Raw genomic sequence first — 20,572 nt, forward strand, 5'->3', positions numbered from 1 at the left:
CCCGCCCCAGCGGAACGATTGCCGCCCCCGCCAGTCGTAGCGGGATGACCGACGATCCTTCCGATCCCTTCCCCCCCGATCCCCACGCCCCCGATCCTGCCACCCCCGGCCGCGCGATCCCGTCGGGCCGCATCGCCCGGCTCGGCACCTTCGGGCGGCTTGCCGGCGGCGTCGCGGGCGGGATGCTGGCGGAGGGCGCACGCCGCCTCGCCGCCGGGGAGCGGCCGCGCCTCGGCGATCTGGTGCTGACCCCGGCCAACGCCACCCGCGTCGCCGATCGCCTGTCGCACCTGCGCGGCGCAGCGATGAAGCTTGGCCAGATGATCTCGATGGACGCCGGCGACATGCTGCCGCCCGAACTCGCCACCATCCTCGCCCGGCTGCGCAACCAGGCCTATCGCATGCCCCCGCAACAGCTCGACAAGGTGCTGAAGGCCGAATGGGGTGCCGACTGGCGCCGCCGCTTCGCCCGGTTCGAGGCAACGCCGATCGCCGCCGCCTCGATCGGCCAGGTCCACCGCGCCACCCTGCCCGACGGCCGGCGCCTCGCGATCAAGGTCCAATATCCCGGTGTCGCGAACAGCATCGACGCCGATGTCGACAATGTCGCGACGCTGCTGCGCGTCTCGAGCCTCCTCCCCTCGACGCTCGATATCGCCCCGCTCCTCACCGAGGCGAAGCGCCAGCTGCGCGAGGAGGCGGATTACCTGCGCGAGGGCGAACAGATGCGCGCCTATCGCGATCGTCTGGCCGGCGACGATCGCTACGTCGTCCCCGGCCTCGAACCCGCGCTCACCACGCGCCGCGTGCTCGCGATGGAGTTCATCGACGGCCGCCCGATCGAGACGCTGGAGGGCGCCGACCAGCCCGCGCGCGATGCCGCGATGGATGCGCTGGTCAGCCTCGTGCTGCGCGAATTGTTCGAATTCCGGGTGATGCAGACCGACCCCAATTTCGCCAATTACCGCTGGCAACCCGACACCGGCCGGCTGGTGCTGCTCGATTTCGGGGCCACCCGCGCCGTGCCCGCCGCCACCGCAGACGCCTATACCCGCCTCATCCACGCCGGCCTCGCACGTGATCGCGACGCGATGCGCGATGTCGCGATCGAGACCGGCTTCATCGGCGTCCGCGCAGCGGCGGCGCACCGCCCGGCGGTCGACCGGATGATCGCGGCGGTCGACGCCACCATCCACCGCCCCGGCCCCTTCGACTTCGGCGACCGCGCCTTCGTCCCCGTGATCCGCGAGGAAGCCAAGGCGATGATCGAGGATCGCGCCACCTGGCACGTCCCCGACGTCGAGACCCTGTTCGTCCAGCGCAAGGTCAGCGGCACCGCCCTCCTCGCCGCCCGGCTGAAGGCGCGCGTCGACGTGCGCACCCTCGCCGCGGAGGCAACCGACGCGCCCCCGCCGCCCTGACGATCCGGCAGAAATCAATTTAGGAAAGCACGACGCTCATACTTCAGCGTACAGCTGCACCAAGGGCGCAGCGGAGGCCTCATAGGGAAGGTCGATCACGGATCCCCGGGTGAACGCTCGGCGTTGCAGGGTCAGACTTCGATCCTCGCCGGTCCCCGCCGTATCCATCACCCGTACGACGAGGCGATACGGCGTGTTGCAATCCTCGCTAACATGAACGCGAAGAGACCCGGCATGTCGTTCGACGCTCGTCACTGCGGCAGAGCAGCGGACCGGGATGATACCCGAAATCCGAAACGTCGCCTCATACCGCTGCGGCTCCGAAACGGCGGGAGTAGCGGTGAGCGCACTTAAGATTAATCCGGTGTTTACGAAGATCGGCATATGCCCTCCAACCAGACGGGACTAACCGGCTTGGTTTGAGAAACTCTAAACGCCGATCGGCGTGCATTTATCCCGTCGCGTCTACGCTTACGGTCACAACGTCGCGATATTCGCCCGCCAAGCGACCTTCCACAGGGGCAACGGTGGTGCGGGCTTCGTAAGCGGCTCCGTCCAACGTACGCGGCGGACGCCGGCTGAGTATTGTCGGTGCCGCCAGGTTGATCCTTTGTCCGTCGACCGAAAATTCGTAATGAATTGACTGGTCGGCCGCCTGAACGTGGGTGAGGCGACCGCGATTTAGCGATTCCAGCCGCAGCGTCACCGGCTCGTTCGCCCGAACCTGGATGAACATGCGGCCAGTGGCCCCCCGCTCCAGAGAGCCGAGGTCGAGCCGCGCGCTGCGCACCCCGGCGGAAAAGTTGCCCGCGGTACCGGCAATGTTGACCTGCGCGCGTGACTGGACCTGCACGCTGACCGGCACCTGCCGTTCGTTGGTGCGCACGCCGCCGCTCTTGCTGATGATCCGCAACCGAAGCTGTTCATCATAATGGCCGCTCGGCACCACCTGCCCCGGGTTGATTCGCAGCTGCAGGCGCACGGTCTGCTCTGCTTTGGGTGTCAGCACAATTGGCGCGCCAAAGGTCGCCGCCTCTTCGTTGGGGATCCGCACCCCAGTGCCGATGGTCAGGTCATAGGCCAGGCGTCCCCCGCCCGCCGATCCGATCAGGTTTCTCTGCCCCGGGGACGTGCTGAGTGCTACCAGCTGCAGCTCGCAGCGGTCATCGTCCCTGTTCCGGATGTCGATATCGAGCGAATAGACCGCCACGTCCGGCGCGAAGGGTTCGTATGGGGCATTGCGCGGCGCTGACACCCGGCTGACCTGCGGGTCACAGGCCCAAGCGGGGGTTACAACCGCGGCGGAGCCGATCAGCCCCAGGAGGACCAGACATGATTTCTCGCGTGCCATCATGGTAGTGACCCTTTTTCCATGCGCAGCCGACCCGCGTCGACCAACCCGATCCGGTCCTTGGCAATGGTCACCTCGGCTTGCTTGCCGTCCATCTCGACGACATAGCGGCCCGGGCGAACGGCAGACGCGACAAAGCGGCCGGTGCGATTGGTGAACAGCGCCACCGGCTTCTCTCCAAGACGGTCCAACGATCGCATCTCTCCGCTCAGCAGCACGATCGGAGCACCCTCTTCATCGACCAAAACGCCCATCACCGTGCGCGACGCGTCGGACCCGACCGTGATCTTGAACCCGCTTCGCGTGCCCGGGAACAGCTCATATGCCGCCGCGCCCAGATCATAGCCGGCCGGCAGGTCGGCAACGTCCACCCGTATCGGGTTGCGTTGATAGGCACGGCTCGTGCTGACCAGCGCGGGCCCCAACGCGCCGGTGCGGGCATAAACTTCGCTCGCGACGCCGGCGCTGACATCGATCGGCGCCCCATCCAGCGTTCGGTGCCCCCGCACGACGGCGAATCCGTCGCGGAACGGCCGGCCCACGGCGACCGCCCCGTCTGCAAACCCGATCGCGGTGGCAAGGCGCAGCGTTGTCTGGCGTGCGCGCACGCCATTCAGCGTGTCGTCAAACAGGTCGAAGCGGGCCCCCGCCTCGGCACGGTTGGAGAAATAGTCGATTTGTCCCTGCAGGCTGCGCTCGCCATCGGCACCGCCAAGCCCTGCCCTGATACCCCAGTCGCCCAGCCGGTTAGTGACGCTGCGCTCATATTCCAGCCGATATCGGTCCTCGCGCGTGGCATAGCGTGCGGTAACGTTCTCCCGCGTGCCTAGGCGAAGGCTCAGGTTCAGGAAACCGGCATGCTCGACGCGCTGACGATCACGCTGCCGCCCCTCGTACAGGACGGATAGGAAGAACGGCCCGAACCCCCGGCTTAACCCGCCGGACCAGCGGGTCTCGTCGACACCCTGGCGGCGCTCGGATCGTCCGAAGGTTGCATTGGCGAAGAAGCCGCCGGACAGCGCTTGACGGTATCGCACCGCGACATCGTCCACCAGGTCGGTGCCAAACCGCCCCTGGTTGAGCGTCGTGTAGTCGCGACTGCGATGATCCCATAGCGCCTCGATCTCGCCGGGATTGCCTCCTAGGATGAACGACCGGATCCAGCCTGCTGTCGTAGCGATGCCAGTTCGGCCGCCTCGCGTCCGGCTGACCGCGGCCTCGAAGCGGAACGTGCCCAGTCGTGTCGCCAGCAGGCCTTCGCCGCCGAACAATTGGGTGAACCGGTCGCCCTGAGCGTTCACGCCCAAGGTCAGGCTCTGCGTCAGCCCCACGCGGTAGAACCCGGTAACCTGCGGTTCGGTCAGGTAAGTAAAACCGCCGATCGTCCCGATGCGTGGCATGCCCACGGCAAAGGAAAATTCGTCGATCCCCTGCTCCAGCAGCGTCGACGTGAACGATCGGGAGAAGGACGCGATCTCGCGCCGCCCGGCCGCATCCTGGATCAGCAGTCGAACCTCGTTCAACCCTTCGGTGAACGGCAGGTCGCGGAGATTATAGGTTCCGGCCCGCAGCTGAAGCGTTCGGGTGACCACGCCGTTCACCTCGACCTCAACGATCGCGTCGCGTTCCAGGATGAAATTGGTGCGTCCCGCGGGGCGGACGTTGCGTGTTGGTTGCAGGTCCGCGTAGGCGCGCGTGATCAGCAACCCGCCCAGCGGTGTGGCGCCCTGCAGCGGCAAGGGGAACGGATCGACGTCACCGGCGGCATAGCGCACTGCGTTGCGCCAGTCGTCGTGAAGCAGCGTGATGGGGCCGCGGGTATAACGTCCATCCGGCCCATCCTGAAACGTCGACTGGTGAACGATCGTGACGCCGTCGATCCCGCCCAAATTGACGAAGCTGTCGATCCCCACCGTCGTCGGCTGGAACCCGCGCGTACTTGGGCCCGCCACACCGCGATGGGTAAATGCCTTGGACGCAAACAGGTTCACCCCGGCGGCATAATCCGCTGGCATGATGGTCGTGTCGGTCGGCTTGTCGATGATGGACGGGGCCAGCGCGACATCCTGCGCGCGCGCGCTGTCCGCCGATACGGTGACGACCAGCTTCAGGTCGCCGGTGTCATATTCGACCGCTATGCCCGGGATCGCCAGCGCTTCGATCGACGCAGTCGCGCCGGCCTGGGCGACGCGGGCCGCCAGGGCCGCGGCGGCAACTTCCGCCAGCCGAGGACTGACCAAAGCCAGAAAGCGCGGCGCGTCGACGGCGACGATCTCGCCGGTCATCGTCGCCTTGGCGGCGATGTCCCCTAGGTAGAAGCCGTTCAGCTCCAGCGGCAGGTTGACGTCGATCGTGCGCTGCGGTTGCGCAGGGGGGGCGCCAGGAACCGCGCCTGCGGCAGGCGCGGCGGCGGGCGCCACGGCGTTTGCCCCGCTTTGCGCCACGGCGGCGTGGGTCGACAGCGCCGCGACGCTTGCGCCCGCGGCGAGCAACCGCAATGCCTTCCGCACGCGGGGGATCCGGTTTACCATCTCGATCGCTCGCTGCGCAGGGTGGTCAGCGGATCGCCAACTGGAGCGGACCGGTCGTGGCGAAGCCCTCGCTCGCCTTGATCATGTACACCCGGCGCCCATGCGACGGAACGACGGATGCAACCAGCGCCTCGCGCAACGGATCACCGGTCAGCACCATGCGCTGTCCTGCCCCGTTGGTGAAGGTGAAGGTGGTGTTGCCCAGCGGCGCATGACGTGCGCCGGCGTTTTCCAGCGTGACCTTCATCATCCCCGGCTCGCTTGCGGGCTCGACCGAGACGACGTTCAGCAGGGTTTTGGCACCCGCCGGCACCACATAGGCGGCCGTACCGAAGTTGATGACGAACTGGACGCCGGTCTCTGCATTGGGATCCTGCACCGGTACCTGGTTGACGCCTACGACGTACATCGCAGTATCATCGGCCAGCGGCGGCCCGGCATATTGCACGCGCACCGCCTGCGTCTTTCCCGGCTCAACGATCATCTGCGGCGGCAGGATGATGAAGTCGTCGTCGGCTGCGGTGCGGGTCTCGTTGCCGGCTTCGTCCCAGGCGCGCCGCTCCACCTTCATCTCCAGCGTGATCGGCCGGTCGGTCGTGTTCTCAACCCGCAGTACGGTGGACGCGGCCGATCCGGTCGGCGCCAGCTCGTACGTCATCGGGTACACGCGATGCGCATGGGCCGCCGCCGGTGCCAGCATGGCCGACGCCCCGATCAACAGGCCCAGAAGCTTCCTCATTACGCACCCTCCCCTTCGCCACTGCGCCCCCCCGGGCGATGTGAACTCTTAGTTGATCGGCTCAAGCTCGACCGTGAACGTTTCGGTATAGGTGCCCGCCAGCAATTCGCCGGGGCGTTCCCATTCGATCCGCATCTGGCCCGATTGCTGGACGACCGACGTCCCCGACGAATAGTTGACGCCCCGCGCCCAATTGTTGCCGGGGCCAGAGAATTGCGGGGCCAGCGCCTGACCCCCGTTGGTCACCATCGCCGGCCATGCGATCGAATAATCAAGGTAGGTCCGCCGGTCGCCAGGTGAAAAGGACTGGACGTTGCGCAGCGCGCCGTTGGTCGCGCGGCCCGTCATGCGAAATGGCGCATTGCAGTTCATGCGCACGCCGACTTCGTACGAACGTCTGGCGGTAAGATCGACCGATGCGGTCGCCTCGTCGAAAACGATCCCGCATTGCAGCGGATTGTCTCCGCGGATCAGCAGCGCCACCTCGCCCCCTTTGTCGCGCGACAGGTAGCTGTCTTCGCGCTGCTGCAGATCGGATCGCTTGATCGCTTGCGCGCTCGCCGTCACCGAAAGGAGCGGGCCCAGCAGGCACAAGGAAATAGACCACCACCGCGACATTGCCGGACTCTCCAGTCAGAAACGGGGCGGCTCGCAGAGCCGCCCCGATCTTGGCTCAGGCCAAAGCCCTGCTCAGTTGGCAGCGATCGAAACGACGATCGTGTCCGTGTAGGTGCCGGCGAACAGCGGGTTGCCGTCGGTCGCAGTGGCGGGCTTGGCAGCGATCAGGCGCAGCTGACCGGTCTGACCATTCACGAACGCTGCGGAGGACGACAGGCTGTTGGTGTAGGTGGTCGCCAGCGACACCGGCGTGCTGATCGCGATGCCCGAACCGCCCGAGTGCGAGACGGTGTACGGCACGAAGCTGTTCGCCGGGCCATTCAGGCGGCCGCCATTGGCCGACTTGATCGTGCGGGTGAAGCCGTTGGCGCCATTGCACTTGTAGGTCAGGCTGCCCGCGGTCTGCGCGTCGGTCGAGTCGAGGTCAACCTGAACCGTCCGCTCGTCGGGGCTGACGGTGCACGAAAGGGCGATCTTGCCAATGATCGACAGATCGGCCTTGCCATCATTGTTGCCCGGATTGACGGGAGCAAACTGCGACTGCGCCAGAGCCGGCGAGGCAAGCAGAGTGGTGGCGGCGAAAGCCGCAGCAAGCATCTTGGTCATGTAGGTTCTTCCCTGGATCTAAACGGTTGTTAGAGCGGGGAACCTCGTCTCCAAGAAGTCCCCCATCCTCAGGGGAAGCGCCGCGCTGCGACTCGCCTCTCCTTCGGTAAATAAGTCATTAACAGCCGCCTTGCGTGCCAACATCATCACAATTGATTAGACGCGAACAAACAGCCGCTAACCCGACCGGTTCAGTCGACATATAACCTTTTTCTTTTCAGTTATTTACAGCGCCGGCGCATTGCACGGTGATAACCGCACGCCCCGAGCCGAAACGACTCTGTCTCGCCCTGGGACAATGCTGAGCGGGGTAAACAATTAACGATTGTCGCGCCGGAACGCACATCGCAAAACCGTCAAAACGATAATGGCGAGGATGATGCAGGGCGAATTTGTGGCTGCCAGCGCGGGCAGTGTGTTTCGGGCATGGAAGGAAGCAGATCCCCAGCCCAAGGTATTGATCCGTCAGGATCGTTTGATCTTTTGGCACAATCAGGCTGCAGCTGAACTTGCCGCATTAAATGCCGGTCTTTCAATAACTGGCGGCGTCCTCACCATCCATGTGCCCGAACTCTCTGCTGACCTCGACGCTGCGCTGACAACTGGAGCGCCGCGCTTCAGCCTGTGCCGCCCCTCCGTGGAGCCAGAAAATTTCATCATCGTGAAAGGTTTGCACCTGGAACAGCCGCCCGAAGAGAATTGCTGGGCGGTCAGCTTGGCTCTTGCGGGCGGCCGCGTGTTCCCGGCTCCGCACTATTCCGGTTACGCCGAGGCCTTCGGGCTCACCGCCGCTGAGGCTCGGATCGCCGACGCGCTGGCGCGCGGCCTTGGAGCGCAGGACATTGCCATCGAACTGGGATTAGCCACCCCAACGGTGCGAACGCATGTGCGCAGCATCTATGCAAAGATGTCGGTCAACAGCCAGACAAAATTCTATCAACGCATGCTGCCGTTTCGAATCGCCTGAACCACCCTAACTGGGCGATCTGCGAAGGCGGTCATCTGGGCGGGCGATATTCGTCGTCTGTTTGGAGACGACGACGAACATCGTTTATCCCGCCCACGGCGATCCAGGGAAGAAACCCAGTCGCATCGTTGAAACTATTACTTCGCGCAAAAGGTTGCAAACAGGTTGCGGTCGGTCGTTTCACAGCGGCGGCATACAGCGGGGCAGCATCTGCCGAACCATGCGCGAAACACCCGCGGACATGGCAATCATACGCCTCGACATCTGCGCACAATCCTACCACCCTCCCAAACGCCGTTCTGGCGACCCAACGTCCCCTGCCTTCAGGAAGCCTCCCCTTGCCCGCCCGATTCATCCCCGCCGCCCTCATCCCGCCCGCCCTGCTTAGCGCCGCACTGATGCCGCTCCCTGCTACCGCCGCGCCGGCATCGTTCGACCGCGCACTCGGCGAATTCCGGGACACCCACCGCCGCGTCGTGGCGGAGGCGGGGATCGTTGGCAGCAGCTTCTATTTCCTTCGCGATGGCCGCACCGCCGTCGCCGACCATATCGGCTATCAGGACGCCGCCACGCGCACCCCGGTCGATGCGCGCACGATCTTCCACTGGGCGTCGATCACCAAGACGATGACCGGCATCGCGATCATGCAATTGCGCGATCGCGGCCTGCTCACGCTCGACGATCCGATCACCCGCTACGTGCCGGAGCTTGCCGCCGTGCATAATCCGCACGGCAGCAACGATGCGGTCACGCTTCGCCACCTGATGAGCCATTCCGCCGGCTATGGTGGCCCCACCTGGCCGTGGCGCGAGGCCGCGTGGCAACCGTTCGAGCCGGCGCGCTGGTCGCAGCTTGTCGCCATGCTCCCCTACACCCAGGTCCAGTTCCGCCCCGGCAGCCGCTTCAGCTATTCCAACCCCGGCATCGTCTATCTCGGCCAGGTGATCGAACGCCTCTCGGGCGAGGATTGGGAGGTTTATGTCGACAAGAACATCCTGCGCCCGCTCGGCATGTACGACAGCTATTTCGATCGCACCCCGCCGCACCTCCTGCCGCACCTCTCGCACAGCTATCTGATCCGCGATGGCAAGCGGGTGGAGGCGCCGTTCGATGCCGACACCGGCGTCACCGTCTCCAACGGCGGGCTGAACGCGCCCATGCCCGACATGGCGAAATATGCTGCCTTCCTCCTCGGCGATCCCGCCGCCGCGGCGCGGCACGATCTGGTGCTCAAGCGATCCTCGCTGGAGGAAATGTGGGCACCGCAGATCGCCGCCGGCGAGGATTATTCGCAAGGCCGAATGGCACCCACGACGAAGGCCGGCCTGTCCTTCTTCATCGACCAGGGCCCCGGCGGCCTCACCTTCATCGGCCACAATGGCGACCAGAACGGCTTTCGCGCCTATCTCAGCCTCTGCCCCGCCCGCCGCGCCGCCAGCCTGCTCGCCTTCAACACCGAAACGCGCGCGGTCGAAAACACCCCCTCCAACCGCACCACCGCCGAATCCCGCATCGCCCTGGCCACCGACCGCCTGTGCGAGGCGCTGCCCGCCGCCCTCAGTCCGCGCGGCAAGGCCAGCGCCTCTTGACAGCGAACGCCGATCTAGTCCCCACATCGGGCAAGATGTCCGGCATGACTTATTAGTGAGAACAGGCATTTAGGTTCAGGATCAAGGTATCGCGGGAGAGCCTCAAATGAACATGCGATGGGCGCCAGCCTCAGTATCAGTTCCGCTCTTCGCCGCCCCGCTCCTGCTCGGGTGCCAATCCGCTTCGCCACATCCCCGCGATGAACCGGCACACCTTAGCACTATCGCTTCCGATCAGTCCCCTTCCGCCCAGCCGCCTGCACCGCCCGCCGTTCCCGGGCCAAATTTTGACAGCGAACCCGGCCCCTCCGCGCCAATCGTGGCCGATACACGCGGTCTCACCAGTGCCCAGATCGACGCCATGTTCGACGCCGCCGTCAAGCAGGCTCGACCCTCCCAGATCAAAGCCGCCGTCTGCGTGGGAATGCAGGGGCTGGGGGACCGCGTCACGGTGAATGCCCCTGCGCCAACCATCGCGCGGCTATCGGCCAAGCTGCGTCTGCCGGCCTTCCCGGCATCTCAGTGCAGCTTCGGTGTCGAGCCGATCGTCATCAAAAATGGCGCAAAGGCAATATTGTATACGGTGCGAGTGGAGGCACGCGATGCAGACGGCATTCTCACCTTCTGGGGTGGGGCAGCCTACGGAAACCTCGGAGCTAACGGTACGCAATACCGTCTTATGCCCCGGGGTGAGGATTGGGAGCCGGTTCCAACAGGCACAATTTACGTGTCATGATGCACAACGAGCGTTCGCAGCATTCAGGATCGGAGGACGCGCCGCTTCTGCGCCATGACCTTCAGAAGCATTTTGGGAAACGTTCTATTGATCGGCTGAGACGAAAAGGCCGCTTTAAAATGCAATTCTGGCGCATCCTCCCCATGTATGACGTAGCCTACGAATGTAGGAATAGCCGCCGAGAAAGCGGCGTTTTAAGTTAAAATATGGAACAAACGATGGCGTTTCGATGCCATCATATATGTTCTTGCACCATGAAGTTGTGACGTCCCAATTACTAACCAACCCGTCTTGTTGCACCCGGCCCTAGCGACAGCCGTATATAATTACTCCACTCATCCCAATTGCAAGTACTTGCGCGACTTGGCAGATAGCCAGTGCACCTGGGGGGCTAGGTGCAATAAGATAGGGGGATTATATGGACGCTATACCGGAACATTCGGTACTGCTCAGTCGGACGACGTCGGCGCTCGACCGGATCGAAGCGCTTTATCTCAAAGTACTGCGTGCGGCCCTGCTGATCGTGGCTACAGTGCTGCTGATCTGTGCGGCCGGGTGGGCGGCATACAGTTTGATGCGGGTCATGCGCTCACCCGATTCCGTAGTGGAAAAGCCCAGTGTCGTGTCAGTCGCCGAGATCGTTGCCAGCGAGGCTTCGACGAAGACCGATGCCCCTCGCGCCGGGGCCAACGTCGACGTTCTTCGAAGGGAGCGCGCTTATTACGACGCGTTCGTAAAAAAGTACTTCGCCCTTTATAGGGAAAAGTTTCAGCCGAGCCTTCGTGATGACGACAAGAAGCTGACTATCGGGGAGTTTGACGATCTAACCATCAACTCTTCCGCACGACTTGACGCAGTCCGGAGCGGTGATCTTTCATTCGAGCAGGACCGAAAGGATCTTGATGGCTACCTGCCGATCGTCACTCAGGCAGCCAATTCCAAGCAGACCGTTGAACGTCTGAGTCGCTATCGCACCGCCACAAAGCGCCCGGTGGCGACGCAAGTGCAGCGGACCCGCGTCGAGACCCGGCGCGGATGGGACACGTTCAGCGACAATTGTGAGAATTGGTACCTGTCCCCCATCGGCTGCGCGGTCACTCGTCGCGTCGAAGTTCCGTACACTGAGACAGTACAGGTAATGCGCTACCCGGATGGAATCGCCTCACCGAGCGAGGTGCTGAAGGGGTATCAGGATCGCTACTTCCAGCTCTTAGCTGAGCGGAGAGAGCGCAACGCCAGCGAGGCGGCATCTCAGCGCGACGAGATCGTTCGTGGCCAGGCTGCAGGCTGGAACGGGCTCTCACAGTCAATCCTGATCGCCGGCGGCTTTCTGGTTTTGATGTTCTTCTTCCTCTTGGTCGCAATCGAGCGGCATCAGCGTCGCTCACGCTCGCCGGTAGCTTAAGCAACAGTTACAAGGTTAGCTCAGCTTCCTAGTGATCCTTGAGCGAGCGAGATGTCAGGCCTGCGGCATCATCAAAGTTAATGCCGCAGGCCTGCCCGTTGGCGGCGCTGTTTGCCCGCATCGAGCGGCGCGGGGGGCCGGGAGCCTAAGTTCGACTACCCCTGCCTCGGCCTTTAGACATCTTGGTGCGCTGCCTACCTCCTGAGCCCGCAGGCGGTTTGAGGCGAACGGCCCTCACTTCCCCGCGCCAGCAACCCACGGCAGCACCTTGTCCAGCGGCAGTTGCTCGGCGGTGCCGCGATGCCCCGTCACCGTCCGGGCGGCGAACAGCGAGTTGATCACCGCTTCCTCGGTCGCCTCCGCCGCCGCCTGGAACAAGGGCGACATCGCCTCGTTGCGCAGCTCGGCCGCCGTGGCACCGACCGCCCCCGCCTTCCCTTCCTCGCGGCGCACCGCCGCATGGGTGGAAAAGGCGATCGCATAATCGCCCGATCCGTTGGAGAAGGATGATCCGGTCCGCCCGATCCCGATGAACGCGCGCTCGGCGATCCGGCGCAGGTTGCGGTCGGAAAGCGGCGCGTCGGTCGCGATCACGATCACCACCGATCCATCCGCCGTGCCGCGTTCCACCCGCCCGGCGAACTCGTGCCGCCCTAGCCGCTGGCCCGCCGGCACGCCGGCGATGTTGAGCACCCCGCCGTAATTGCTCTGCACCAGCACGCCGAGCGTCCAGCCGCCCATTGCGGCCGGCAAGCGGCGTGACGCCGTGCCGATCCCGCCCTTATATTCGAACGCGACCGTTCCCGTGCCCGCGCCCACCGCGCCCTCCGCCACTGGCCCCTCGCGCGCGGCCTCGATCGCGCGGCGCGCATCGGCGATGGTCACGCGCCGGCGGCGGATGTCGTTCAGGAAGCCGTCGTTGGTCTCCCCCACCACCGCGTTCACCGATCGCACCTTTTCGTTGCCCGGCTGCGCCAGCGTCCATTCGACCGCCGCCGCCATCGCCTCGGGCACGTTCAGCGTGTTGGTCAGCAGGATCGGCGTCTCGATCTCGCCCAGCTCCACGACCTGGGTCGACCCGGCGAACTTGCCAAAGGCGTTATAGGCGACGAACCCCGCCGGCACGCGCGATCGGAAGACGTTGCCGCCATGCGGCACGACGGCGGTGACGCCGGTATGCACGTCGCGCCCCTCCTCGATCGTGACATGCCCCACCCGCACGCCGGCGACATCGGTGATCGCGTTGCGCGGCCCTGCCGGCAGCACGCCGATCGTCACCCCCGCCTCCCGCGCGCGCGGCGCCTCCGCCTTGCCGCCCTGCCCCGCGATCGCCGCGGCGGAGGTGATCGCCAGCAATCCGGCCGCCGCGATTGTCTTGCCCAAGGTCAAATCCTCTTCCCCCTCTGTCGCCGCAACGCGGGGCTCGGCATCATCCGCCCCCCGCTCCGCGCCTTGTCGTTCCTGTTGCATCACGCCCACCTATGAAAAGCATCGCCCGCCTGCGCCAATGCCAAAAGTGACAGGCCCTCCAATCTGGCGTCCTGCCCCCCGACGCGGCTAGGCTCCTCCGCGACAAGAACGATGGGAGAGAGAGACCATGGCCTATACACCCTTTGACCTCAGCGGGCGCGCCGCGCTGATCACCGGCGGCAATGGCGGGATCGGCATCGGCATGGCGGATGCGCTGGCGCAGGCCGGGGCCGATGTGGTCATCTGGGGCAACAATCCCGCCAAGAACGAGGCGGCCGAGGCGCGCCTCGCGCAGCACGGCACCCGAATCATCGTCGACCGGGTCGATGTGGCGGATGAGGCGGCAGTCGATGCCGGCGTGGCGCGCGCGCTGGAGGCACTCGGCCGGCTCGATTTCGTCGCCGCCAATGCCGGCGTCGGCGAAGGCGCCGACAGCTTCGACACGATGAGCACCGACCTCTGGCGCCGCGTGCTGGCGGTCAATCTCGACGGCGTGTTCTGGACGCTGCGCGCCGCCGCCCGCCACATGGTCGCCCGCGCAAAGGATGGCGATCCCGGCGGCTCGCTGCTCGCTACCTCCTCCACCTCCGCGGTGCACGGCGCGCCACGCAACCAGGCCTATGCCGCGACCAAGGGCGCGCTGCTCCCGATGATGCGCGGCCTCGCGGTCGAATATGCCCGCCACGGCATCCGCGCCAACGCCATCCTCCCGGGCTGGATCGCCACCGACATGACGGCGCGGGCGCAGGGCAATGACCGCTTCAATGAAAAGGTCATTTCCCGCGTGCCGATGCGCCGCTGGGGTGAGCCGGAGGACTTCGGCGGCCTCGCCGTCTATCTCGCCTCCGATGCCTCGCGATTCCACACCGGCGACACGTTCACGATCGACGGCGGCTACACGATCTATTGATCGCATTTGGCGCGAAAACCGGCCTGTTCGCGCGATCTGGCCACGACAGGCCGCGAACAGGCCAATTGTCGCCAGTGCGGTCGCACGCGAGGCCGCCGGCAGGCCGCGGGTCGGGCGCCGGCGGCCGGCCGTTCGCGACAGGGTGGCGGCCGGTGGCGCGATCTCCTACATGGCCGCGCATGACCGAAATCACCGTCGCCGCGCTTCAGCTCGCCTTTTCCGCCGACATGGACGCCAACATCGCCAACGTCTCCCGCCTCGTTCGGGAAGCGGCGTCGCGCGGTGCCCAGGTCATCCTCCCGCCCGAATTGTTCGAGGGCGAATATTTCTGCCGGGTCGAGGATGAAGGGCTGTTCGCCAACGCCCGCCCGACGGCCGAGCACCCCGCCGTTCTTGCCATGCAGTCGCTGGCATCGGAGCTAAAGGTCACGATTCCCACCAGTTTCTTCGAAGCCGATGGCCCGCACCATTACAACAGCCTCGCGATGATCGGCCCCGACGGCAAGGTGCAGGGCGTCTATCGCAAGAGCCACATTCCCGACGGCCCGGGCTATGAGGAGAAATTCTACTTCCGCCCCGGCAACACCGGCTTCAAGGTCTGGGACGGCCCGGCCGAAAGCAAGGGCGCGAAGCTCGGTGTGGGCATCTGCTGGGACCAATGGTATCCCGAAACCGCCCGCGCCATGATGCTGATGGGCGCGGAAGTTTTGTTCTATCCCACGGCGATAGGCAGCGAACCTCATGACACGTCGCTGGATACCGCCCGCCTCTGGCGCCGTGCGATGGTCGGCCATGCCGTCTCCAACGTGGTCCCCGTGGTCGCCGCCAACCGCATCGGCGTCGAACACGATCAGACCTTCTACGGCACCAGCTTCATCTGCGACGAACGCGGCGACATCCTGGCCGAGCTTGGCCGCGAGGAAGAGGGCGTGATTACCGCCACGATCGACATTGATCGCGTGAAGCGCCACCGCGCCGCCTTCGGCTTCTTCCGCGATCGCCGGCCGGAACTGTACGGCCGGCTGACCGCGGACGTCTGATCCCAACCGGTCAGCGCCGGCTCAGGCTGGCGGCCAGTTCCACATGGGTTGACCAGCGGAACTGGCCGACCGGCTGGATCCAGTCGATCTGCCAGCCGCCCTCGACCATTGTCTTCACATCACGTGCGAAGCTGCTGGGATTGCACGAAACATAGGCGAGCTTCGGGGTCTTCGATCCGGCCAGTGCCTGCGCCTGCTCCTTGGCGCCGGCGCGGGGCGGATCGATCACAACGGCGCTGAACCGGTCAAGCTCGGCCGGGGTCAGCGGCCGCCGGTACAGGTCGCGATGCTCGGTGAACACCGTGCGATGCGATCGCGCCGCCGCCGCCTTCAACGCCATGATCGCCTCGCGCCCTGCCTCCGCGGCATAGACCCTGCCCGGCAGCGCCAGCGCAAAGGTGCCTATCCCCGCAAACAGGTCGGCCACGACGCCCTCGCCGGGCACCACCTCACGTACCGCGGCAACCAGCGCGGCCTCGCCCTCGCGCGTTGCCTGCAGGAAAGACGCGGGCGGCAGCGGCACCGGCACGCCGCCCAGCGTAATGGTGACCGCTTCTGGCTCCCAGCGCACCTCCGGGCCGTAGCCCTCGTCGAAGGCCACGCGCGCCAGTCGATTACCCTCTGCAAAGGCGGTGATCGCCTCTGCCGCTGCCAGCCCCTCCGGCATCACGCCATTGATCAGCAGGTCGACGCCCTGATCGGCCAGCGTCAGATGCACGTCCAGCCGACGGCGCGGTCGCAGGACATGGATCAGCCGCCGCAGCGGCGCGACCAGCGCGAACAGTTCTGGCGCCAGCACATGGCATTCGGCAAGGTCAACGATCGCATGGCTCTTCTCCATCGAAAAGCCGATCCGGCCCGAGCTTTCCGCATGAAGCGTGGCACGCCGCCTGGTTCGCGGTGGCGACAGCGCCGGCGCCCGGATCGCCGCCTCCAGCCCCTGAGTGGCCAACGCACTGCTGATCCGATCGAGGATGAACTGGCTCCAGCTGGCGTCGTCCAGATGCTGCAACTGGCAACCGCCACATTCGGGGAAGTGACGGCACGGCGGCACCTGGTGATGTGGCCCCGCCTCAATGTCACCATCGGGCAGCACGCGATCGCCGGGCGCCGCAAAGGGCACATGGCGCCCATCCGCCGTCACCCCTTCGCCGCGGGCGGCAACCCGCACGATCTCATCAACATCACTCACAGCTATTACTCACAAATCATCGTTTTCACGGCAGGTCATGCCGTGAGTGTCAGGTGGCCCACTAGGTCGTCGGCGATGAAGGCTGCTCCCGCCCGTCGTGCCGCCTCGGCGTGAAGCCACACCCCTTGGACTGCCGCCTCCATCGGCTCAAGCCCTGCCGCCAATCGCGCGCCGATCACGCCGGCAAGCACGTCGCCGGTACCCGCCGTCGACAGCCAGCTACTGCTGCCCGAATGAACGATGACCCGGCCGTCCGGGGCGGCGATCACTGTGTCCGGACCCTTGTGCACGACGACCGCCCCGGTCCTTTCTGCCGCGGCGACGGTCCGGTCGATCTTGCTGCCCGAACCCCTGCCGAACATCGCTTCGAACTCGCCAGCATGCGGCGTGAGGATCGCGGCGCCGGCACATCGACGATCATCCATCAGGCGCAGGGCATCGCCATCGATCACCAGCGGTCGCCCGCTGGCGAGCGACGCAACTAGGCGCTCTTCGGCACGTTCGTCCCGCCCCAGCCCCGGCCCAATCACGAGTGCGCCGATCCGTTGATCCTCCAGCGCCTCCGCCGTGAACCGCCGCCTGACGATCGCATGCGGCAGCCGGTCGGTCGCGCTGCCGAGCAGCAGGACATAGCCGGCGCCAGCCCGCGCCGCCGCACTGGCCGCCAGCGCCCCCGCGCCCGGCATCGCGCCCGCAACCACGGCAACCATCCCGCGCGAATATTTATGCGCCGACGCCGCGGGCGGCTCGATCACGGGCGCTGCTGCCGCGCGCACCCGGCTCGGCGCCTCGAGCCCAATGTCGACGAAGCGCACCGTGCCGCACTGCGCCGCGGCAGGCTGGAGCAGATGGGCCGGCTTCACCGCCCCCATCGCCAGCGTCAGGTTCGCGGGGGGCAGATCGGAGAGGCAGACGCCATCGTCCGTCGACACCCCGCTCGGCACATCGACGGCAATCGTGAGCCGCGCCGCCGTCATCAATCTGCGCAGCGGGCCCGACACCCCCTCGTCCAGCGCACGCGACAATCCGATGCCGAAGATCGCATCGACCAGGATCGGCGCCGGGAGCGCCTCCGCCAGGGCCTCCACCTCCTCGCCCCAGCGTTCGCGCGCGGCACGCGCTTGCGGGGTCGTCGCCGGCGCAAAGGTAGCCACGCGGACCGGCAGCCCGGCGCGGCGCAACGCGGCGGCCGCGACATAGCCGTCGCCACCATTGTTGCCCGGCCCGCACAGAACCAGCACTTCCGCGCCTGCCGCCAGCCGGCGCACCTGCTCCGCCACGGCTGCGCCCGCTCGCGCCATCATTTCGTCGGCGCTGACCCCCGCCGCTATAGCGCGCGCCTCAGCCTTGCGGGTGTCCGCCGCCGTCAGCATCGCCTGCCCATCGATCGGGATCATTGCGCCTCTCCGCTGATCCTGGCGGGCAGCCGGTAACGGTCACCCGCCACGGACACTTCGATCACGTTCTTGCCCACCAAGGCGACCTGCGCCGGCTCCGCACCGTCGGCCGCCCGAACGCCGCGGCCATCCTCCGTCACCAGAAGCCGGCGAAACCCACCGTCCGGGTGTCGCAGCGTGAGGACGACGCCGGCATCACGCTCGGCGCGATCCACCGTGCACGAGGGGGTAAACGCCCCCGCGTTCGCCAGCGCGCAGGGCAGCCGCGCCGGTCCGGCCGCCGCGGCCTGTTCGCCGCCTCTCGCAACCGCGGTCGGCTCGCCGCCAACCGGTGCGTCCTGTCGCGCCTCGCCGCACGCGGCGAGCATGACCAGTAGCGCGCTAGATATCCGCGTAGACATGGCTTTCGGCGGCGGCTCCCGGGTGCGTGACAGCTCCCTTGTACGCCGGCCCTACGTTCTGCGCATAGCGCCACAACGCGCCCGACCCGTAATCAGTGGGACGCGGCTGCCAGGCCGCGCGGCGCGCCTCCAGCACGTCGGCCTCGACCAGCAGGTCGATGGTGCCCGCCTCAGCATCGATGCGGATCGTGTCGCCGTCCTCGACCATCGCGATCGGGCCGCCCTCCGCGGCCTCGGGGCCGACATGCCCGATGCAGAAGCCACGCGTTGCGCCCGAGAAACGCCCATCGGTGATCAAAGCCACCTTCTCGCCCATGCCCAGACCATAGAGCGCCGCGGTGGTGGACAGCATCTCGCGCATGCCGGGGCCGCCCTTCGGCCCTTCGTAGCGGATGATGATCGCCTCACCTTCGCGGATCTCGCGATTCTCGACCGCCTGGAACGCATCCTCCTCGCAGTCGAAGCAGCGCGCTGGCCCTTCGAATTGCAGGCGGTGCATCCCTGCCACCTTCACGATCGCGCCATCCGGCGCCAGCGAGCCGCGCAGGCCAACAACACCGCCCGTGGGCGTGATCGGCGATTTGGCGTCATAGATGACCTTCTGGTCCGGGTTCCACGTCACCTGCTCGATATTCTCGCCCAGCGTCTTGCCGGTGACGGTCAGGCAGTCGCCGTGCAGCAGGCCTTCGGCGAGCAGCGACTTCATCAGCATATAGGCGCCGCCGGCCTCGTACATATCCTTCGCCACATACTGGCCGCCGGGCTTCAGATCGGCGCAATAAGGCGTCGACTTGAAGATCTCGGCCACGTCGAACAGGTCGAACTCGATGCCGGCCTCATGCGCCATCGCCGGCAGGTGAAGCGCGCCGTTGGTCGACCCGCCGGTCGCCGCAACGATGCGGGCAGCATTCTCGAACGCCTCGCGCGTGCAGATGTCGCGCGGGCGGATGTTTCGCGCCAGCAACTCCATCACCTGTGCACCGGCAGCAACCGCGATCTGCTCACGCGTCGTATAAGGTGCTGGCACCATGTTGCTGTTCGGCAGGGACAAACCGATCGCTTCGGCAACGCATGCCATGGTGTTGGCGGTATATTGGCCGCCGCAGGCACCATGCCCCGGGCACGCCACCTTCTCCAGCGCGTGCACTTCCTCGATCGGGCAGGCACCCGCCGCATGGCGCCCGACGACCTCGAACACGTCGACCACGGTCACGTCGCGGCCCTCGAACCGCCCTGGGAGGATCGAGCCGCCATAAACGAAGATCGACGGGATGTTCAGGCGCAGCATCGCCATCATCATGCCCGGCAGCGACTTGTCGCATCCCGCAAAGCCGACGAGCGCGTCGTAGCAATGGCCCCGGACGGACAGTTCGACCGAATCGGCGATCACTTCGCGGCTGACGAGACTCGCCTTCATGCCCTGGTGGCCCATGGCGATGCCATCGGTCACGGTGATCGTGTTGAAACGACGCGGCATGCCGCCGCCCTGCTCCACCCCGCGACGCGCGGCATCGGCCTGCGCATCGAGCGTGGTGTTGCACGGCGCGCTGTCATTGCCGGCGCTGGCGAGCGCGACGAACGGCCGGGCAATCTCTTCCTCGGTCAGGCCCATCGCATAATAATAGCTGCGGTGAGGCGCCCGCTCGGGGCCGACGGACACATGCCGGCTCGGCAGCCGGGCCTTGTCGAAACGTTGAGTCATGGACCGCTCGCTATGCCGCAAGGCGCCGCCGAGCAAGCATTGAACGTTCCTGCGGGCCGGCAAGACCGAAAATATCCGGCCGCTGCCTCAGAGAGCGTTCAGCGCCTTTTCCACCCCGTCCAGCGTGAACGGCTTCTGCAGGATCGGGCGGGCGCGAAATTCCTCCGCGATCATGTCGTCCGCACCGCCGGTGGCGAACACGAACGGCACGTTGCGTTCAGCCAGCGCGGCCGCGATCGGCCAGCTCTTCTCACCCCCGCGCAGGTTCACGTCGAGGATGGCGCAATCGAAGCCGCCCGCCTCCACAAGCGGCAACGCCGCCTCCACGCAGTCTGCCGTTCCGGCACACTGACGATCCAGTGCATCGAGAAAGTCCTCGAGCATCATGGCGATAAGCGGCTCATCCTCGACGAGCAGAACGCGGCTAGTCATGATCAGCCCTTAGAACGCGCAAGCTGTTCCCGCAATGTCCCCACACGTCGATCGTGTGACATTGC

The 20,572-nt window shown here is 66.0% G+C and carries 18 protein-coding genes; 7 read left to right on the forward strand and 11 right to left on the reverse strand.

What is annotated here, in order from left to right; all coding sequences use genetic code 11:
• Positions 1-44 precede the first annotated feature (44 nt).
• Positions 45-1,421, forward strand: a complete 1,377-nt coding sequence (locus tag L8F96_RS02120) for an ABC1 kinase family protein (protein ID WP_334654843.1) — start codon at positions 45-47, stop codon at positions 1,419-1,421.
• A 451-nt stretch (positions 1,422-1,872) separates the two neighbouring features.
• Here the strand turns inward: L8F96_RS02120 and L8F96_RS02125 are convergent, their stop codons facing one another.
• The 5 genes from L8F96_RS02125 to L8F96_RS02145 all read right to left on the reverse strand — a co-directional run bounded on the left by L8F96_RS02125 (position 1,873) and on the right by L8F96_RS02145 (position 7,266).
• Positions 1,873-2,775: a hypothetical protein gene (locus tag L8F96_RS02125; protein WP_334654845.1), complete on the reverse strand. Its 903-nt coding sequence runs from the start codon at positions 2,773-2,775 to the stop codon at positions 1,873-1,875.
• The gene (locus L8F96_RS02130) at positions 2,772-5,282 is read right to left on the reverse strand and encodes a fimbria/pilus outer membrane usher protein (protein ID WP_334654846.1); all 2,511 of its coding nucleotides are present in this window, start codon (positions 5,280-5,282) and stop codon (positions 2,772-2,774) included. Before L8F96_RS02130 ends, L8F96_RS02125 begins: the two co-directional genes overlap by 4 nt.
• Positions 5,283-5,328: 46 nt before the next feature.
• Positions 5,329-6,042, reverse strand: a complete 714-nt coding sequence (locus L8F96_RS02135) for a fimbrial biogenesis chaperone (RefSeq protein WP_334654847.1) — start codon at positions 6,040-6,042, stop codon at positions 5,329-5,331.
• Between the two features lie 48 nt (positions 6,043-6,090).
• Complete coding sequence (locus tag L8F96_RS02140; RefSeq protein WP_334654849.1) at positions 6,091-6,660, reverse strand: hypothetical protein; 570 nt, start codon at positions 6,658-6,660, stop codon at positions 6,091-6,093.
• 72 nt (positions 6,661-6,732) lie between these two features.
• The gene (locus L8F96_RS02145) at positions 6,733-7,266 is read right to left on the reverse strand and encodes a hypothetical protein (protein ID WP_334654851.1); all 534 of its coding nucleotides are present in this window, start codon (positions 7,264-7,266) and stop codon (positions 6,733-6,735) included.
• Positions 7,267-7,642: 376 nt separating this feature from the next.
• Here L8F96_RS02145 and L8F96_RS02150 point away from each other — a divergent pair, with 376 nt between their 5' ends.
• The 4 genes from L8F96_RS02150 (at position 7,643) to L8F96_RS02165 (ending at position 11,963) form a co-directional block, all read left to right on the forward strand.
• Positions 7,643-8,233 carry a helix-turn-helix transcriptional regulator gene (locus L8F96_RS02150; RefSeq protein WP_334654853.1) on the forward strand — a complete coding sequence of 197 codons (591 nt, stop codon included), beginning with the start codon at positions 7,643-7,645 and terminating at the stop codon, positions 8,231-8,233.
• A gap of 398 nt (positions 8,234-8,631) precedes the next feature.
• The gene (locus tag L8F96_RS02155) at positions 8,632-9,822 is read left to right on the forward strand and encodes a serine hydrolase domain-containing protein (protein WP_334654855.1); all 1,191 of its coding nucleotides are present in this window, start codon (positions 8,632-8,634) and stop codon (positions 9,820-9,822) included.
• 361 nt (positions 9,823-10,183) lie between these two features.
• Positions 10,184-10,558, forward strand: coding sequence for a hypothetical protein (locus tag L8F96_RS02160; RefSeq protein ID WP_145118599.1), 375 nt, complete (start codon positions 10,184-10,186; stop codon positions 10,556-10,558).
• Between the two features lie 418 nt (positions 10,559-10,976).
• Positions 10,977-11,963: a hypothetical protein gene (locus tag L8F96_RS02165; RefSeq protein WP_334654857.1), complete on the forward strand. Its 987-nt coding sequence runs from the start codon at positions 10,977-10,979 to the stop codon at positions 11,961-11,963.
• A gap of 234 nt (positions 11,964-12,197) precedes the next feature.
• Here L8F96_RS02165 and L8F96_RS02170 read toward each other — a convergent pair whose 3' ends face one another.
• Positions 12,198-13,346 (reverse strand): DmpA family aminopeptidase, encoded by a 1,149-nt coding sequence (locus L8F96_RS02170; protein ID WP_334654858.1) that lies wholly within the window; start codon positions 13,344-13,346, stop codon positions 12,198-12,200.
• Positions 13,347-13,560: 214 nt separating this feature from the next.
• Here L8F96_RS02170 and L8F96_RS02175 point away from each other — a divergent pair, with 214 nt between their 5' ends.
• A complete protein-coding gene (locus tag L8F96_RS02175) occupies positions 13,561-14,343 on the forward strand; it encodes an SDR family NAD(P)-dependent oxidoreductase (protein ID WP_334654859.1) in 783 nt (260 codons plus the stop codon).
• 179 nt (positions 14,344-14,522) lie between these two features.
• Entirely contained in the window at positions 14,523-15,383 is an 861-nt protein-coding gene (gene aguB, locus L8F96_RS02180; RefSeq protein ID WP_046408890.1) for an N-carbamoylputrescine amidase, read from the forward strand.
• 10 nt (positions 15,384-15,393) lie between these two features.
• On the opposite strand, the gene L8F96_RS02185 is transcribed toward aguB, so the two are convergent.
• From L8F96_RS02185 to L8F96_RS02205, 5 genes are all read right to left on the reverse strand, one after another.
• Positions 15,394-16,575, reverse strand: a complete 1,182-nt coding sequence (locus L8F96_RS02185) for a class I SAM-dependent RNA methyltransferase (protein WP_334654860.1) — start codon at positions 16,573-16,575, stop codon at positions 15,394-15,396.
• Positions 16,576-16,610: 35 nt separating this feature from the next.
• The gene (locus tag L8F96_RS02190; RefSeq protein WP_046408887.1) at positions 16,611-17,972 is read right to left on the reverse strand and encodes a bifunctional ADP-dependent NAD(P)H-hydrate dehydratase/NAD(P)H-hydrate epimerase; all 1,362 of its coding nucleotides are present in this window, start codon (positions 17,970-17,972) and stop codon (positions 16,611-16,613) included.
• On the reverse strand, positions 17,969-18,373 hold the full coding sequence (locus tag L8F96_RS02195; RefSeq protein ID WP_082102891.1) for a hypothetical protein: 405 nt from the start codon (positions 18,371-18,373) through the stop codon (positions 17,969-17,971). Before L8F96_RS02195 ends, L8F96_RS02190 begins: the two co-directional genes overlap by 4 nt.
• Entirely contained in the window at positions 18,354-20,075 is a 1,722-nt protein-coding gene (gene ilvD, locus L8F96_RS02200; RefSeq protein WP_334654865.1) for a dihydroxy-acid dehydratase, read from the reverse strand. The genes L8F96_RS02195 and ilvD overlap by 20 nt, the downstream gene beginning before the upstream one ends.
• An 87-nt stretch (positions 20,076-20,162) precedes the next feature.
• A complete protein-coding gene (locus tag L8F96_RS02205) occupies positions 20,163-20,507 on the reverse strand; it encodes a response regulator (RefSeq protein WP_046408965.1) in 345 nt (114 codons plus the stop codon).
• Positions 20,508-20,572 lie beyond the last annotated feature (65 nt).

Origin of the sequence: Sphingomonas panaciterrae (assembly GCF_036890205.1) — a bacterium.
Classification (GTDB): domain Bacteria; phylum Pseudomonadota; class Alphaproteobacteria; order Sphingomonadales; family Sphingomonadaceae; genus Sphingomonas; species Sphingomonas panaciterrae.